Raw genomic sequence first — 16,948 nt, forward strand, 5'->3', positions numbered from 1 at the left:
GCGATGTCCGTGCATAGTTTTCAAGCATTGCGGCAAGTAGTTTGGAGTAAACAGTTTGGAAAAATGATGATGAATTTTAAAGAATGCCTGTTACAAACAAATCGGTCGGCAATCAGTTCGGATTTATCCCGATTGTTTCCTGAGCATTCCGAACTAATGGAGTCTTACCAAACTGCTTTTATGGAACTGACACAAACTGATCCGGTGATTAATAACACTCGAATCACCATTGGCCGATACGAAGCGAATGGCGTCTTACCGTTTTATGTTGTTGGCTTTGAAGGTGAATGTCGTAAAGGGATTTGTCTCAAATTCATTCCCTGGCAAAGATGGCTGGGTGCAACGGTCGATCCCTCGCTCCATGATCAGTATCGCCATTCGGAAATCGTTGCGATTTGTCTTCAAGACATGACTTGGGCAGGTTTCAGTTCCGATGATGTTCTGCACTATCGCAGGGAGTTTATTGACGATGAAAATTGCCTGTGGGCAATTTATGCCTATGAGGAAGCTATCGAGGCATCCGAGCCTAATCCAATCAAACGCAAGCAGCGATCAATCGAGTTTAACGAGGCGTTGAATTTGTATGATATCGATGAGATTTTTCCGGCTAAAAATGAAAGAGCCGAATATCGCCAAGACCGTGTCGATTTGGATGTTCAAATATATTGCTTAGGTGAGGTGGAAACGGATTATGACGACTATTGTGCCAAGGTAACCGCATTGAGAGAGGATTTTCAATTGAGATGGCCGGATTCGAGTAGGAATCGCCCTCATGAGCATTGACTGATAACTGAATTGAGCGACAAATCCCTGGGGAGGCATTTTCTATAGATAGCTCGACCAGTGATAAGGTCATTGGGTTCTACCGAATCAACTGTCTGCTGTCTGACAGTTCAAAGTCATTCGGATTTATGTCACGGGTGACAAGCTTGGGGGCGATTTCTGCCTTTATCAAGATCAGAGTAACTCAGGCAATTTTTGAGTCCCTACTGATCAATTAGAGAGTTTCACCAAAGAGATGGAGCATGACTTTCAGGCAAAGGATCTAAAAAAGGGCGAATGTCGTTTTTTGTTATTGGGCGTTAAACGACTTTAAGTGCATGGCACATCCAGGGCACAGAGCCAAAAATGCGGTTTTGGGGCGAATGTCATAATGGCGCGCCCGAGAGGATTCGAACCTCTGACCTCAGCCTCCGGAGGGCTGCGCTCTATCCAGCTGAGCTACGGGCGCTTTGAACTGCTCATTATACCTAAATCCTGAAATAATTACGACAACATTGTTTTCAGATGCGCAAGGCTGGCCCTCCCGCGCTCCTTGACCGTTTCGGGATCGAGTTGTTTTTTATTCGCCCATTCGAGATCGTCTGCGGGCAACTCGCCAAGAAAGCGGCTCGGCTCGCATTCCTCTATCTCGCCGTAGCGTTTGCGGTGCGTGCAGTAGCTGAAAGTCAGCGTGCGTTGGGCGCGGGTGATGCCGACGTAAGCGAGGCGGCGCTCCTCTTCGATGTTGCCGGTTTCGAGGCTGTTTTGGTGCGGCAGGATGTTTTCTTCCATGCCGATCAGGAACACGTGCGGAAATTCGAGCCCCTTCGCGGCGTGCAGCGTCATCAGGCTGACCTGGTCGCCGGCTTCTTCCTCGCGGTTGCGTTCCAGCATGTCCATCAGCATGATCTTAGAGACGATGTCGGACAGTTTCGCCTTACCGCTTTCTTCCTTCTCGGCCATGCGTTTGAGCCAGTCGAGCAGTTCATACACGTTTTTCAGTTTACGCTCGGCGGCGTCGCGGCTGTTGTTGTTTTCCTGCAGCCATTGCTTGTAGCCGATCTGGTCGATCATTTGTTCTAGCACCGCAAACGGGTCTCCGCGTTCGACCCGGTCGGCGGTATCGACGATCCAGTCGCAGAATTTTTCCAGACGCTGGGCGGCGTTGTCCTGCAGCTTTTGTTTCAGGCCAAATTCGCCGCTGGCCGCGAACAGGCTGATATGGCGTTCGTTCGCGTAGGCGCCGAGTTTTTCCAGCGTGGCGGGGCCGATTTCTCGGCGCGGGGTGTTGACGATGCGCAGATACGCGGCGTCATCGTCGGGGTTCACCAACAGGCGTAGGTAGGCCAGAATGTCCTTGATTTCGGTGTAGGCGAAGAACGAGGTGCTGCCGCTGATGAAATAGGGTACGTTGTTTTCACGCAGGCAGCGTTCGAATAGACGGGACTGATGATTGCCGCGGTACAGGATCGCATAATCACCGTAGGAGGCGCCGGTCTTGAATTTATGGTGGACGATTTCGGAGACGACCTGTTGCGCCTCGGTCAGTTCATCCTTGTGGTTGAGCACGCGCAAAGGATCGCCGTAACCGAGCTGGCTCCATAAGCGTTTTTCGAATACATGCGGATTGTTAGCGATCAACTGGTTCGCAACTTTTAGGATGCGGCCGGTCGAGCGGTAGTTCTGTTCGAGTTTGATCACCTTCAGGCGCGGGTAGTCCTTTTGCAATTGCGCCAGATTCTCCGGCTGCGCGCCGCGCCAGGCGTAGATCGACTGATCGTCGTCGCCGACCACGGTAAAGCGGCCGAGATTGCCGGCGAGCTGGCGGACCAGTTCGTACTGGGTCGAGTTGGTGTCCTGGTATTCGTCGACCAACAAATAGCGGATCTTGTTTTGCCATTTTTCGCGGATCGCCGGATGCTGCTGGAACAGCAATACCGGGATCAAAATCAGGTCGTCGAAATCCGCCGCGTTGTAAGCTTTCAGGCTTTGGATATAATCCGCGTAGAGCAGCGCGGCGTGATGCTGCTCCTGGGTCGCGTGCGAGAGCGCCTGTTCGGGCGTCACGAAGGCGTTTTTCCACTGGCCTATCTGCCAGGCGTAACGGTCGCACTGGTCCGGATCGAAGCTTTTCGAACTGTGCGTGACCAGGTTGCGCAGCAGGGTCAATTTGTCCTGTTCGTCGAACAGGGTCAAGCCCGGTTTGTAGCTGAGGGTTTTGGCTTCGGCGCGCAGGATGTCGAGCCCCAAGGAATGGAACGTCGAGACGCGCAGCCCGCGCAGTTGATTATCGTCAAGCAGCTTGGAGACGCGGGTTTTCATTTCGCGCGCGGCTTTGTTCGTAAAGGTCACCGCGGCGATATGGCGCGCGGGCGTGCCCTGCTTGACCAGGTAGGCGATTTTCTCGGTAATCACTCGGGTTTTTCCGCTGCCCGCGCCGGCCAATACCAGTAACGGCTGGTCGATTGCTTTGACGGCGGCTTGTTGTTCTGGGTTTAGCTTAGTCATTGATATGGAAGTTTGGTGCCATCCCGGCGGCGTGCAACATCTCGACTGTCTTCACACGGCGGAGCGCCATTGTAGAGGTTCGGGCGACGGGAAAAAAGTCTCGCGCCTAAAAAAACCGGCATACCCATTATGATCGATGGGGTGCAAGAACGATTCGACTATCCGTATAGTGAATCGTTCTCCGCGCTTCTTCACATTTCAAGCTTATTTATATATTATCTGCCGGAAACGGACAAAATCATTCTACATGCTGCGGCGTTAACGCCCTGGTAGAGTTCAAATTCAAAATTTTTCCCTGCTCCACGCCGTCACAGCCATGCTGAATCTGTTATTAGTCGCAAGCGAAATCGATAGCGCCACGTTGGAAAAGGTACTGACCAATGGCGGCGTCAATACGGTCAGGGTTGAACATAGCCTGTCATTTATTCCTCTGGTCAAGGAAATTCATCCGGATGCGGTCGTTTTTAATCTCGATACGCCCTCCGAACAGCTCCTGGCCGACCTGATCATGTTGAATCGGCAATCTCCGTTACCGATGATCATGTTTGCGACTGACGGCAGCAACGCAACGATCCATAAAGTAATTCAGGCCGAAGTCAGCGAGTATGTGGTGGATGGCCTGGACTACCATCGCATTAACACCATCATTCAAATCGCCATTGCCCGATTCAAGCATCAGCAGATGCTCAAAAATGCACTACACGATGCCAGGACTCAGCTCGAAGACCGCAAGATGGTTGACCGCGCAAAAGCCATTTTGATCAATACGCAAAATTTTACCGAGAACGAAGCGTACCACACGCTGAGAAAACTGGCGATGGACCGGAACATTACCTTGGGTCAAATGGCCAGAAACGTGATTTCGATGGCCGAATTGCTGAAATAAAACGCCGCCCTCCTCTCTCCTGACACGACCCGCCATGAAAACGTTTATCAAAGTGATTGAAATATGGATTCCCGACAAAGAACGGACGCAACTGGAGTTTGGATCCGGGTTATACGGCGAATTGACGGACTTTAAAAACGCCAGCGAAAGGCAGCATTTTGCCTACGATGAAGGCTTGCCGGGCAAAGCCTGGGCCGCTGGACACCCGCTTGTGCTGAGCCGGTTTGAGCATTCTTATTTCAAACGCATCGCCGAAGCGAAAAAAGCCGGGTTGACCTGCGGCATTGCGATGCCGATTTTTTCCGGCGATTTTTTGTTGGCGGTGGTGGTGTTTCTCTGCGGAAACGACGAAGAACAGGCCGGGGCGATCGAAGTCTGGCGCAATGAGGGGGCGACCGAAAATACCCTCCGGGTACTGGACGGCTATTACGGCGCTTTGGAACAATTTGAAAAAATGTCCAGGCAACTCGTCATTCCCAAAGGCCACGGCATACCGGGGACAGCCTGGGATTCCGGAATGCCGGTTTTGGTCGAGGATATCGGTAGAGTAGTTGAATACGCCCGCTCGGCAGATGCGCAAAAGGCCGAGATCGGCACCGGTTTAGGCATACCGTTCATCCAGGGCGATAAGCAGGCTTATGTGATCACTTTTCTGTCCGCGAAAGCGACGCCGATTGCGAAGCGCATCCAGATATGGATTCCCGACGCCGAGCGCGGGCAACTGGTATGCCGGCAAAGCTACAGCAAGAACAGCAACAACCTCGCGGAGATCTTCGAAACGCTGACGGTCAATAAAGGCGACGGCGCCTTGGGCCGGGTCTGGCTGACCGGCATGCCGTCAATCAGCGGCAATCAGGAGTCGGCTTATAATGCCGAACTGGATGACCTGAGCAGCATGCTGGCGATTCCGGTAATCGAGCAAGGGCAATTGAAGGCAATCGTGTCGTTTTTGTTTTAATCGCTTTCCGGCATCAATATCCCAGATCCGGCCAGGGCGCGCCTAAGCGCCTTCTGACCGTCGAATCCGCCACGCTTGTTAGGGGCGGCCATCTCTTAGCCTCGCAATATTTTTCTGCTTCGGACCTCTTGGCTCGATCCTCATCGCTGCACACGGGCAAATCCCACTGTTGATAATTTCCCCGCATGATCGACTGTATGTGGCTTGAAAACAACTCTGTTTTTGTTTGGTGCAAAGCATCATGATCGATGCACGCTCATTGAGCAGTGTATATGACCCTGTAAGCAGTCTTTCTCCGGCAAATCAGGAATACACGTCAATTATCCTACCAACCCTATGATTTATAGATAAAATTTTCCCGCGTGCGTCTTTATTGGAGATTGGCATAAATAATGCTTTGATCTAAATGAAGACTCTAACGGTGGGGTCAAAATTTTGCGCTTAAAGCTGAGCGATCGACAAAGACGTCAACAACTGCGGATGCGGCTTCATAGCCTCGCATCCCGAAATGAAGACGCGCTTATGCCTTAAATTTTCACCCCAAGACATATTTTATGAAACACGGAAATTTTACCTTAATACAATTGGTCAGCACATTCTCGAAAGCGGCCGCAGCTACGGCATTGCTCTTCAGTGCCTCAGCCGGCGCCGTTACGGAAAATTTGGAAACCGAATCCGTAAAGCTCGGTTTTATCAAATTGACCGACATGGCGCCTCTGGCGGTCGCGTTTGAAAAAGGTTTTTTCGAGGATGAGGGCTTGTCGGTGCAAGTGGAAGCGCAAGCGAACTGGAAAGTCGTGCTGGACCGCGTGCTAAGCGGTGAACTCGACGGCGCGCACATGCTCGCGCCGCTGCCGTTGGGCGCGGCGATCGGCTACGGCACCAAAGGCGAGATCATCAGCGCTTTTACCCTGACCTTGAACGGCGACGCGATCACCGTATCGAACGACGTCTGGAAAGAAATGAAACCCAAGGTTCCGGTCAAGGACGGCAAGCCGGTGCATCCGGTCAAGGCGGACACGCTGAAACCGGTACTGGAAAAATATAAAAGCGCCGGCAAACCGTTCAACATGGCGATGACCTTTCCGGTCGGCACTCACAATATCAAACTGCGTTACTGGCTGGCAGCCGGCGGCATTAATCCCGGCTACTATTCCCCCCCTCAGGATACGTCCGGTCAAATCAATGCCGACGCGCTGCTGTCAGTAACGCCTCCTCCGCAAATGCCGGCGACAATGGATTCCGGTACGATTGTAGGTTATTGCGTCGGCGAGCCGTGGAACCAGCAGGCGGTGTTCAAGGGCATCGGCGTGCCGGTGATCAGCGATTATGAACTGATGAAGAACAGCGCCGAAAAAATCTTCGGCGTGAATAAGGCCTGGGCGGATAAACACCCGAATACCCATAAGGCGCTGATCAAGGCGTTGATTCGCGCCTCGATGTGGCTGGATGCGGAAAACAATAAAAACCGCAATGAAGGCGTCGAGATGCTGTCGCAAAGCCATTATGTCGGGGCCGATTACGCGGTGATCGCCAACAGCATGAACGGCACGTTCGAGTATGAGAAAGGCGACAAACGCGCGCTGCCCGATTTCAATGTGTTTTTCCGCTATAACGCTTCTTACCCCTATTACAGCGATGCAATCTGGTATCTGACTCAGATGCGCCGTTGGGGCCAAATCAACGAAGAAAAACCGGATTCCTGGTACATGGAAACGGCTAAAAAAGTTTACCGGCCGGATATCTACATGGCGGCCGCGAAAGAGCTGATCGCCGAAGGCAAGGCGAAAGCCGACGACTTTCCAAGCGATAAGGAAACCGGCATCAAGCCGCCCAGCGCTGATTTCATCGACGGGGTCGCATTCGACGCGACCAAGCCGAACGATTATCTGACCAAATTCCCCATTGGTCTGAAAGGCAAGCAAAAGGTTGTCGGCGGCAAGATCGTCGAGAATTAATTTGCTGGCTTGATTTATAAGGGCTTTCCCTTGTTGTTCTAGATGTGCCTCTGATGTGTACAACGGATGTCGACTGAGTGCAAGGACGCACATTTTTTTTCGGCACGACTCCCTCAAGATTCCTAATTAAGGCACCCCGGCTACGGGCGTGATGCAGCGGACTATGAATAATAAACTGATCAAATTTTTGAATATCGCCGGACTGACCTGGTTCATTCCGATCGTGAAAATTGCGGCCGGCGATAATCCGGTACAGCAATTACGGCAGTTGTGGTTGATGATGGGCGTGCCTTTCATCGCATTTCTTATCTTTCTCGGGCTATGGAGTTTTTCGGCAGCCCGCGTGAATACCAGTCTCGGCGCCATTCCAGGGCCTGTGGCAGTTTGGCATGAGGCAGGCGGCTTGGTGGACGAGCATTATGCTCAACGCGAAAAAGAACGCCAGTATTACGAACGTCAGCAAGAACGGATCAAGCAGGCGAAGGCGGAACATCCCGATCTGCCGCCGCCGAAAGTTCGCCCGTATAATGGCAAGGGAACCTATCTCGATCAAATCGGCACCAGTCTCGCGACCGTGTTCACCGGTTTCTTTCTGGCCACCCTGGTGGCAGTTCCGTTGGGTCTGTTATGCGGAATGAGCCCTGTAATCAATACCGCGATCAATCCGTTGATTCAAATCTTCAAGCCGGTTTCGCCGTTGGCCTGGCTGCCGATCGTGACTTTGGTCGTTAGTGCGATGTATGTTACGAACGATGATTCCTGGTTTGAAAAATCGTTTCTGACCTCCGCGATCACCGTCATGCTGTGTTCCTTATGGCCGACGCTGATCAATACCGCTGTCGGCGTATCCTCGATCGACAAGGACTTGGTCAACGTCGGCAAGGTGCTCCGATTGAACTGGAGCACGCAGATCAAGAAGATCATCCTGCCGTCCTCGGTTCCCTTCATCTTTACCGGCATGCGGTTGTCCCTGGGCGTGGGCTGGATGGTGCTGATCGCGGCCGAAATGCTCGCGCAGAATCCGGGACTCGGCAAATTCGTCTGGGATGAATTCCAAAACGGCAGTTCGAACTCGCTGGGACGAATCATGGTGGCGGTGTTCACGATCGGGATTATCGGCTTCATTCTCGACCGGGTCATGCAATCGCTGCAACAAGTCTTCTCCTTCGGACGCTAAAAGGGAGAGCGCAATGATCACAGCTAACGTAAAGCCAGGCAATGCCGGCATTGCCGATTACCCAAATGATAACGTGGTGGAACTGCCTACAAAAGCCAAACCGGCCATACCAAAGGGTTCAAAAAAACCCTCGGCCAAGACGCTTCTCGAATTAAAGAATGTGCGTAAATCCTACGGCGAAGGCGCGCAAAAGAACTCGATATTGAAAGACATCAATCTTTCGATCGGAGAAGGCGAGTTTATCGCGATCGTCGGATTTTCGGGCAGCGGAAAAACGACACTGGTGTCGATCATCTCGGGTTTGTGCGGGATTGACAGCGGCGATGTATTGAAGCAAGGAAAACCGATTGTGGCACCGGGCCCGGATCGCGGTGTGGTATTTCAAAATTACTCGTTGATGCCGTGGTTGACCGTTTATGAGAATGTCGCCTTGGCGGTCGATCAAATTTTCAAGGACTGGACGCCTGGACAGCGCAAGGCGCATACCGAGAAATATGTGCGGATGGTGAATCTCGGCGCGGCGATGGACAAGAAGCCGGCCGAACTCTCGGGAGGAATGCGCCAGCGGGTCAATGCCGCGCGGGCGTTGGCCGCAAATCCGGATATTTTGTTGCTCGACGAACCTCTGAGCGCGCTCGATGCGTTGACGCGCGGTAACTTGCAGGATGAAATCCTGCAAATCTGGGATCAGGATAAAAAAACGATGATCCTGATAACCAACGATGTCGATGAAGCGATCTACATGGCTGATCGGGTCATTCCGTTGAATCCTGGGCCGGATGCAACGTTCGGGCCCGAGTTCAAGATCGATATCGAACGCCCTCGAGACCGGACCGCGTTGAACCACCATGAGGATTTCAAGCGCCTGCGCGCCGGCATCACTCGTTATCTGATGCAGGTTGGCATCGACAAAAACAATCAGGACAGCACGAATCGCGTGGTATTGCCGAACGTCCGGCCGAATACCGGCAATGACTGGCAAAGCGACAATTCGGCACTTAAACCTTCGCAGGACGATTTGGGCCGTCCGCGTTATTTGGAATTCTCCCAGGTATCGAAAATTTACCCGACGCCGGACGGTAACAGCACGGTCAAGGTGGTCGACGGTTTTGACATGAAGCTAAAAAAAGGCGAGTTCATTTCAATCATCGGCCACTCGGGTTGCGGCAAATCGACCGTGTTGTCGATGACCGCCGGCCTGAACGAGATTTCGGAGGGAGGCATCATCCTGGATAACCGGGAAATCTATGCCGCAGGCCCTGATCGCGGCGTGGTGTTCCAGGCGCCGAGTTTGTTTCCCTGGCTAACCGCGTTCGAAAACGTCACGTTAGGAGTGGACAAGGTGTACCCGCATGCGACGCAGGCGGAGCGCGACGACATCGTCGAATATTATCTGACCCGGGTGGGCCTAGGCGATTCGCTGTATAAAAAAGCCGCAGATATGTCGAACGGCATGCGGCAGCGGGTCGGGATAGCCAGAGCCTTCGCACTGTCGCCTAAACTGCTGCTGCTGGATGAGCCTTTCGGCATGTTGGATTCTTTGACAAGGTGGGAATTGCAAGAAGTGTTGATGGAGGTCTGGGAACGGACGCACGTGACCGCGATTATCGTCACCCACGACGTCGATGAAGCGATTTTGCTGGCCGACCGGGTTGTGATGATGACCAACGGTCCGCACGCCAAAATCGGCAAGATTCAGGACATCGATCTGCCCAGACCGCGAAGCCGCAAGGCGTTGCTGGCCCATCCCGATTATTACCAATACCGGGAAAGCCTGCTGACCTTTCTCGCGGAATGCGAACACTCTCATTGATGCACGCCAATCACAGAAACCAAGGGGTCACCATGTCACATCAAACAGGAAAAGTTACATTGTTGTCGCTGTCTTTGTTGAGCGGAGCGGCGAATGCGGATATTACGCAAGATATTGAGGATGCGTTTAATTTTTATCATTACGGCAACAGGGGGGCGATCAAGGCTGATATCAATTACCGGTGGGAGAATGTCGATCAGGACAAAGGCGGCACTCCGAATCCCAAAACGGCCAATGCCAACACGGCACGGCTCCGCTTGGGTGCCTTGTCGCCGAAATTTTATGATGTTCAAGGTTATGCCGAATTCGAAGGGCTCTGGGCCATGCAAGAGGACTATAACAGCACCCGCAATGGCAATAAGACCTATTCTACCATAGCGGACCCTGAGAAAACCGAGCTAAACCAGTTGTGGCTCGCTTACACCGGCATTCCCGATACGATTGTCAAGGGCGGCCGGCAACGCATCAAGTTCGATGACGACCGCTATATCGGCAACGTCGGCTGGCGGCAGTTGGAGCAAACCTATGATGCGATTTTGCTGACCCATAGTAACCAGCAGCTTTTCGGATTGACGATCAATGCGGGTTACATCGGCAATGTGCAAACCTTTACCTCAACAACAGAGAATATCGAAGCGCCGATCCTGAATATCAATTATAAGGTTGGCGATTACGGCAATCTGGTCGCGTACGGTTATTGGCTGGATTACCAAGATGTGAATCCTGGAGCAACGGCGGCAGCTCGAAATGTATTCTTGGAAAAATCCAATCAGACCTACGGTATTCGATTTAATGGATCATCGCCGAAGATCATGGACACCTTCAATCTGCTTTATACCGCCGAATGGGCGGACCAGAAGGATTACGGGCACGGGCCGACGAAATATGAAGCCGACCGTTTCAATTTCATGGGAGGCGTCAAAGCGTTCAACGTGAGCGTGATGGGAGCCTGGGAACAATTGAATGGCTTTGGAGCCAATAAAACCTTCGATACGCCACTTGGCACAAACCACGCTTTCCAGGGCTGGGCGGATATATTTCTGGTTACGCCGAACAATGGGATTCGTGACCTGTTCGGCACCGTGATGGTCGAATTTCCGCGTTATCAAACGACGGTTACCGGTGTTTATCACGACTTTGGCGACGATACCGGAAAAATGGCATACGGCAAGGAATGGGACTTCATGGCGGTCAAGAAATTCGGCAAGCATTATTCGTTGTTGGCGAAATACGCCTATTACAACGCGGATACCGGACTTTCTACTCCCATCAATACCGATACCCAGAAAATCTGGTTTCAAGCGAACGTCACTTTTTAATCGGTAAAGCGCTTGCATCCGATCGTTTCGCATTTTTGAGATGGTCGGAGGCCGCTACGGTGGGGCTCAACTTCTGTTACACTACGTGAAACCGAAACGATATAACCCGCGATTTTCCCCACAGGCCCAATGCCCGAATTACCCGAAGTCGAAACCACCCGCCGCGGCATCGCGCCCGCAATTCAGGGCCGCCATATCCAGCAAATCATTGTGCGTCAGCCGAGTCTGCGCTGGCCCGTGCCCGAGTCTCTTTCCGAGTCATTGCAAGGGCAAAGCATCCGATCTGTCGACCGGCGCGCCAAATACCTCTTGTTGAACACCGAACAAGGCACGTTGATCGTGCATCTGGGCATGTCGGGCAGTTTGAGAATTCTGTCGGCAGGCCAACCTCACGGCAAGCATGATCATGTCGATCTGATTTTTACCGACCGAACGCTGCTGCGGTTCAACGATCCCCGCCGTTTCGGCGCGGTATTGTGGACCACTGAACCTATTTCCGAACATCCGCTACTGAAAGACTTGGGTCCGGAACCGTTGACCGCTGATTTCGATGGTTCGCAGCTTTATGCGCTGGCGCAAAACCGCAAGATGCCGGTCAAGTCTTTCATCATGGACAGCCATATTGTCGTCGGCGTAGGCAATATCTACGCGAACGAGGCCTTGTTCAGGGCCGGCATTCTGCCGACCCGGCACGCCGGAAAAATCTCGCTCGCGCGCTATCAACAGCTGGCCGAATGCATACGCTTGGTGTTGGATGAGGCGATACGGCAAGGCGGCACGACCTTGCGCGATTTTGTGAACGAAGCCGGCAAACCCGGTTATTTTAAGCAGCAACTGAAGGTCTACGGCCGCGCCGGTCTGCCTTGTCCGGTCTGCGGAGAGTCTCTGACTGAAATCCGCTTATCCGGGCGTTCGACCGTTTTCTGTAAACATTGTCAGCGATAGGGGGCCAAGTATTGTACCGATCGCTCCGAGTTTTATTCTCGCAAAACGGCAGCGAACGATCAGGTTTCCGAATATCTGGCTTTAACCCGCCCTCGCCTTTTCTCTCAAACATTTGATGCCATCGGCGGAAAGAAAACGGCAATAGCGCTGCCAGAAAAAAGCTGCATTACCGCATCTACACGTTGAGCCGACTCAGGTTTGCGCGCTTTAGCGCGCATTGCAAATTCATGCGGTCTTTGCCGGGATCAATTCCGATGACCATCGGCTTGGCCAGTTTTCCGTAGAAGCGCCTGTTAGACAATTACCCCATCAGCATACCTTTATACATAAGTCAGAAAACCCTTTATATATCAATGGCGTTGTGAATTAGCAACAACTTTGATTATTGTATAAAGACATGACCTCAGTCTTGAGCCAGATAAATCCCCCTACGGATGTCGACATACCGCTGGAATAATCGACCAGTCGTTCGATTTGTAGGCCCTGTTCCCCGCAAGTGCCAAAAAATTTGTCCGATGCTTTTTTGAATCCGGATCGTGCTCTCCCGAAGTTTTCGACCTGAATCTTCGAATTCGCTACGACCCATTGCACCAGATTTGCGGTGGTTTCACGCCGACTGAAAAGGTGCTTGCGCGGGCGGGGGGGGCATTCGCGGGCGTCGTCAGCACACCGAAACTCAAACGGCAAGGCGGCTTGGAAGTTCCCAGACGGTTTTGACAACTTGGAATTCGAACCCTGTCAATAACTGAACGGGGAATGATTTATATCTATGCCAACTAATTTTTAAAAGTCAAAATCCGAATTTTATATTTGATCCTGTGCTCATGGCTTATTTTGAAGCCTGGTTTGCCTTATTTTAAGCTATAGTTGAAAGTGCTTTCCGGATTTCTAATGCATCTGGTATCTGTCCGACTCGCAATGCATTGACTTTGAAATCTGCCGCCAGGAAACTTTACGAGAATCAACAGTTTACAAACTCAACGTTTACCGCGGACATAGTCATATTTTACCTTTCACGGGTATTCTTAGGAGCCCTTATGATTGTTTATATACACCGTTGCTTCAGTTCATTTCAACCTCATCATCCTAAGGTTAGGCGTTCAGAAGCCGCACTATTCGATCAATAGATACCTGGCATATTAATTGCTAAAAATTGCTTTGTATGATCCAAATATCATTTTTCCCGAATAACGATTTGCACATGTCACGAATTATTGAAAAACGGATGGACACCCAATTAATATAGAAGTGCGATTCATATACTTTTTGCTTATCTATGCATAAAAAAGCCAGGAAACCACCTGCAAGTTGATTTATGAATAATAATTTTTGTCTGCATTCCGACTTAAGGCTGTATAAAATGAACTTTCAAATCTCCCATAGGTTATCGACTACAGGTATTAAGATGACCAAGTTCCCCCTATTCATTATATTGCTTTACTTTTTACCCATTACCTCCTTTGCAGAGTACGAAGACAATCACAGAATGATACCTATAGAAACATTCAAGGATAGGTTTACTATGGGAGAGCTTATCGCCATATCAACTGCTTACTCCAATGACTCCTATATCCATGACGCCGTATCGAAATTAGAGCGCATGAATAGTGTAGATTTGGATAGTGAGCTTATTAAGAAAGACGTGAATTACTTAACATCAAAATCAATCCTGTCACAAAATAGAGCCAGAGATATTTTAAAATAAACACACCCTTTTTATATTATTTTTAAAACTAAAGATACCCCATGCCATTAATAGGCTGTTGAAAAACATACCTTATACGCTATATATGCGCCATATATAGTACATCGACTAGCATGCAGCAACTATACCTTGAACCTCAATGCTGAAAAATCAGAGAAAATCAACCGCCTGTTAAGATAATCTCGACCAATAACTCATTTTCCATTAAGTGCTTCGCATGAAGTTCGCTTGCAATAGTCACTCGGTAAATCAACGACTTGCACCATCCCAGTAACACAAACGAATTTCCCGCTGCCCGCTCAACAAAACATTCAGAAACAGTCAATAAATATAATATTAGTCGAGAGAAATAAAAAAATATATATTTGATAATTTTAAATATACATATGAATTCGATAAGTAAATATATTGGCTTATTGCCGCTCAAAATCAACCTACCCGCGTTCAGCACTGTTAATCCTTCCTTATTGAAATATTTAGCTTTTTACTTGATTTCAGGAACTACGTTCGCAGCAGTTCTTAACGGCGATATAGTTAATTCATTCCTTGAAATTAGCTTGAATCTCATAATCTTGGTAATCATTATAAGTGCTTCGCGAGAAGTTCGTTTGCAACCTGTGAATAGCAAATCAATGACTTAGAGAGCTCAAGAAATGCCAATGAACTTGTTGCTATTCACTTATTAGGGCTAATTATAGTTGAAAAGGCATGGCCATCATTTAATCAATTGCTGACATCCGTGATAATTTGTGAAAACTTGTTTTTAGCATTGGATATAGGAGCAGAAGTAATAGAATATTTTTTAGAAACAACTCCTTATCAGCATTATGCCTCCCTGCTTAGCCTAATTTTATTGTTATTACATATACCTGAATCCGTGTTCAATATTTATTAAGATATTGATATAATTGGGAATAAATGCGATATTCTCTTCACCCAAATCGATCATGCCGAGATTTCATCTGAAACAAAGCCGTCGCCATATAACTTCCCATGCCGGTTTGGTACTGGTGGGCCAGTGTGCGGATGCCGCCCAGATCGACCGTCTGGATAGCCGGTATCCCACCAGCAAAGGACTGCGGACTTCCGACATTGTGAAAAGCTACCTCGGCTTGTTGAGTTTGGGTAAGAGCAACTTTGAAGCGATCGAGGCGTTTCGTAACGAGCCGTTTTTCAGGCAGGCGTTGAACGTGCAAAAAGTCCCGTCCAGCGTGTGGCTTCGGCAACGGTTGGAGCGCTTGGCGGAAGGGTCAGCAAAAGGCGTCGGTTTACGCGACGTCCTGGCGGAGCAGAGCGTTACGCTGTTGCAGCGTACTGGCGCACCGATCAGCGCGCATCAGGGTTTTGTCAACGTCGACTTCGATACCTTCGTGCTGGACAACAGCGGCACCAAAAAGGAACACGTCAGCCGCACCTATCAGGGCGTGGACGGTTACACGCCGATCGCCGCCTATTTGGGAAACGAAGGCTGATGTCTGGGCTTGGAACTGCGCCCCGGCAGTCAGCACAGCGCGCTGGAAACGCACTATTTCCTGGAGCGGGTATTGCTGCGGGTACGGACGTTGGCGCCCGCCGATCAGGCGGTGTTGACGCGCTCGGACAGCGGCTTCGATTCCGCACGCCTGCTGTTTCAACAGGATGACGAGAAACGCGCCTGGGCCGAGAGTGGCCGACGCTTTGAATACCTGGTGAAATGGAACCCGCGCAAACAAGACGTAAACGACTGGCTCTTACTTGCCGAGCAGGCCGGCGCCTGGCGCGACGCGCGTCCGGGCAAGCGCGTGGCGCTGCTCGACCTCAGCGTCGAACGCGCCTGGGCCAAACAGAGCCGGCGCTTTCGCCTGATCGTGCGTTTGATCGAGCGCACCACCGACAAAAAAGGCCAACACCTGTTGCTGCCCGACTATCAACTGGAAGGCTGGTGAACGAGCCTGGACAGCGCGCCCGCCGAGGTCATTCAGCGCTATGCCGAGCACGCCACGCACGAGCAATATCACAGCGAATTCAAAACCGATCTCGATCTGGAACGCTTGCCGTCCGGCAAATTCGACTGTAATGATCTGATCCTGCAAGTGGCCATGCTCGCCTACAACAGCCTGCGCCTGATCGGCCAGCTCGGGCTGACCGGCGAACTCAGCCCGGTGCGCCATCCGGCCAAGCGCCGCCGTCTGCGGACCGTCTTGCAGGAAATCATGTACTGTGCCGCCCAGTTCGTGCGCAAAGCGCGGCAGTTGCTGCTGGATTTTGGCCAGCATTGCCCGAGCTTCAAGGCCTTCGCTTCAGTACAAGATCAGTTGCTGGCAGGTGCATCACCGTGATTGGGGGAGTTCCCGCGCCTATTAGCTTCGTGCTCCCGAAGGTTACCCGGCGGGAACAGTTCGCTATGGCCCGCGTTTGGGATAGGGTGTTTCGTTGTGGCAACTCGCCTGTTATGAACGGAAAAAAATGGCCGTTTTCGCGCTTCGGTGATCTAAATTCAGTCGCACTATGACGTGACGGCGATTTTAAATTTTGCAATCCGGCAAAAAAGCCCTGGCTGGGATTTTGAGCACGGATTCAGGATATATTCTAAAAAATTCTTTTAACCATAGCGTCTTTAAAACTATAGTTCTTGAGCTCTTTTATTTTTCCGCAACAGATGGAGTCCCTCTCATGCTGCTTAGTTGATTTTTTAAGAAAAGTCCACCGGAAGAGATGTAAGTTCAACTAATTTTATAAACACAGGAGAGCTACTAAGAGTCAACATATATCCACTAGTCAAGGGATACCAGAGCACTTTTGGGCTTACTGAATAGCAACTGAACCGTCCCGGTTTTCCCGGAGACTGTTAGTTGTGAGTCATGCTGCGAGAGCCGACTCGGAAAGTTGTTGATAATACCTTGTTTCCGCTTCTGCCGGAGGGATATTGCCAATCGGG

At 50.8% G+C, this 16,948-nt stretch carries 10 protein-coding genes, 1 tRNA gene and 1 pseudogene; 10 read left to right on the top strand and 2 right to left on the bottom strand.

Annotation, left to right across the window (positions count from 1 at the left end; genetic code table 11):
- Positions 1 to 9 precede the first annotated feature (9 nt).
- The gene (locus U2W12_RS03580) at positions 10 to 783 is read left to right on the top strand and encodes a DUF6557 family protein (RefSeq protein WP_326499298.1); all 774 of its coding nucleotides are present in this window, start codon (positions 10 to 12) and stop codon (positions 781 to 783) included.
- A 371-nt stretch (positions 784 to 1,154) separates the two neighbouring features.
- On the opposite strand, the gene U2W12_RS03585 is transcribed toward U2W12_RS03580, so the two are convergent.
- Positions 1,155 to 1,231: transfer RNA gene (locus U2W12_RS03585), tRNA-Arg, on the bottom strand.
- 35 nt (positions 1,232 to 1,266) lie between these two features.
- The gene (rep, locus tag U2W12_RS03590; protein ID WP_326499299.1) at positions 1,267 to 3,270 is read right to left on the bottom strand and encodes a DNA helicase Rep; all 2,004 of its coding nucleotides are present in this window, start codon (positions 3,268 to 3,270) and stop codon (positions 1,267 to 1,269) included.
- A gap of 316 nt (positions 3,271 to 3,586) precedes the next feature.
- Between rep and U2W12_RS03595 the strand changes: the two genes are divergently transcribed.
- The 9 genes and pseudogenes from U2W12_RS03595 (at position 3,587) to U2W12_RS03635 (ending at position 16,349) form a co-directional block, all read left to right on the top strand.
- Positions 3,587 to 4,156 (top strand): ANTAR domain-containing protein, encoded by a 570-nt coding sequence (locus U2W12_RS03595; protein ID WP_326499300.1) that lies wholly within the window; start codon positions 3,587 to 3,589, stop codon positions 4,154 to 4,156.
- 34 nt (positions 4,157 to 4,190) lie between these two features.
- On the top strand, positions 4,191 to 5,114 hold the full coding sequence (locus U2W12_RS03600) for a GAF domain-containing protein (protein ID WP_326499301.1): 924 nt from the start codon (positions 4,191 to 4,193) through the stop codon (positions 5,112 to 5,114).
- A 554-nt stretch (positions 5,115 to 5,668) separates the two neighbouring features.
- On the top strand, positions 5,669 to 7,072 hold the full coding sequence (locus U2W12_RS03605; protein ID WP_326499302.1) for a CmpA/NrtA family ABC transporter substrate-binding protein: 1,404 nt from the start codon (positions 5,669 to 5,671) through the stop codon (positions 7,070 to 7,072).
- 163 nt (positions 7,073 to 7,235) lie between these two features.
- Positions 7,236 to 8,249 carry an ABC transporter permease gene (locus U2W12_RS03610; protein ID WP_326499303.1) on the top strand — a complete coding sequence of 338 codons (1,014 nt, stop codon included), beginning with the start codon at positions 7,236 to 7,238 and terminating at the stop codon, positions 8,247 to 8,249.
- 13 nt (positions 8,250 to 8,262) lie between these two features.
- Positions 8,263 to 10,062: an ABC transporter ATP-binding protein gene (locus U2W12_RS03615; RefSeq protein WP_326499304.1), complete on the top strand. Its 1,800-nt coding sequence runs from the start codon at positions 8,263 to 8,265 to the stop codon at positions 10,060 to 10,062.
- A gap of 32 nt (positions 10,063 to 10,094) precedes the next feature.
- Positions 10,095 to 11,381: an alginate export family protein gene (locus U2W12_RS03620; RefSeq protein ID WP_326499305.1), complete on the top strand. Its 1,287-nt coding sequence runs from the start codon at positions 10,095 to 10,097 to the stop codon at positions 11,379 to 11,381.
- A 129-nt stretch (positions 11,382 to 11,510) separates the two neighbouring features.
- On the top strand, positions 11,511 to 12,326 hold the full coding sequence (gene mutM, locus U2W12_RS03625; RefSeq protein ID WP_326499306.1) for a bifunctional DNA-formamidopyrimidine glycosylase/DNA-(apurinic or apyrimidinic site) lyase: 816 nt from the start codon (positions 11,511 to 11,513) through the stop codon (positions 12,324 to 12,326).
- Positions 12,327 to 13,731: 1,405 nt separating this feature from the next.
- Positions 13,732 to 14,031, top strand: coding sequence for a hypothetical protein (locus U2W12_RS03630; protein WP_326499307.1), 300 nt, complete (start codon positions 13,732 to 13,734; stop codon positions 14,029 to 14,031).
- Between the two features lie 947 nt (positions 14,032 to 14,978).
- Positions 14,979 to 16,349: pseudogene (locus U2W12_RS03635) on the top strand (IS1380 family transposase).
- The last annotated feature ends 599 nt before the right edge of the window (positions 16,350 to 16,948 follow it).

This window comes from Methylomicrobium sp. Wu6 (assembly GCF_035916875.1).
GTDB lineage: Bacteria > Pseudomonadota > Gammaproteobacteria > Methylococcales > Methylomonadaceae > Methylomicrobium.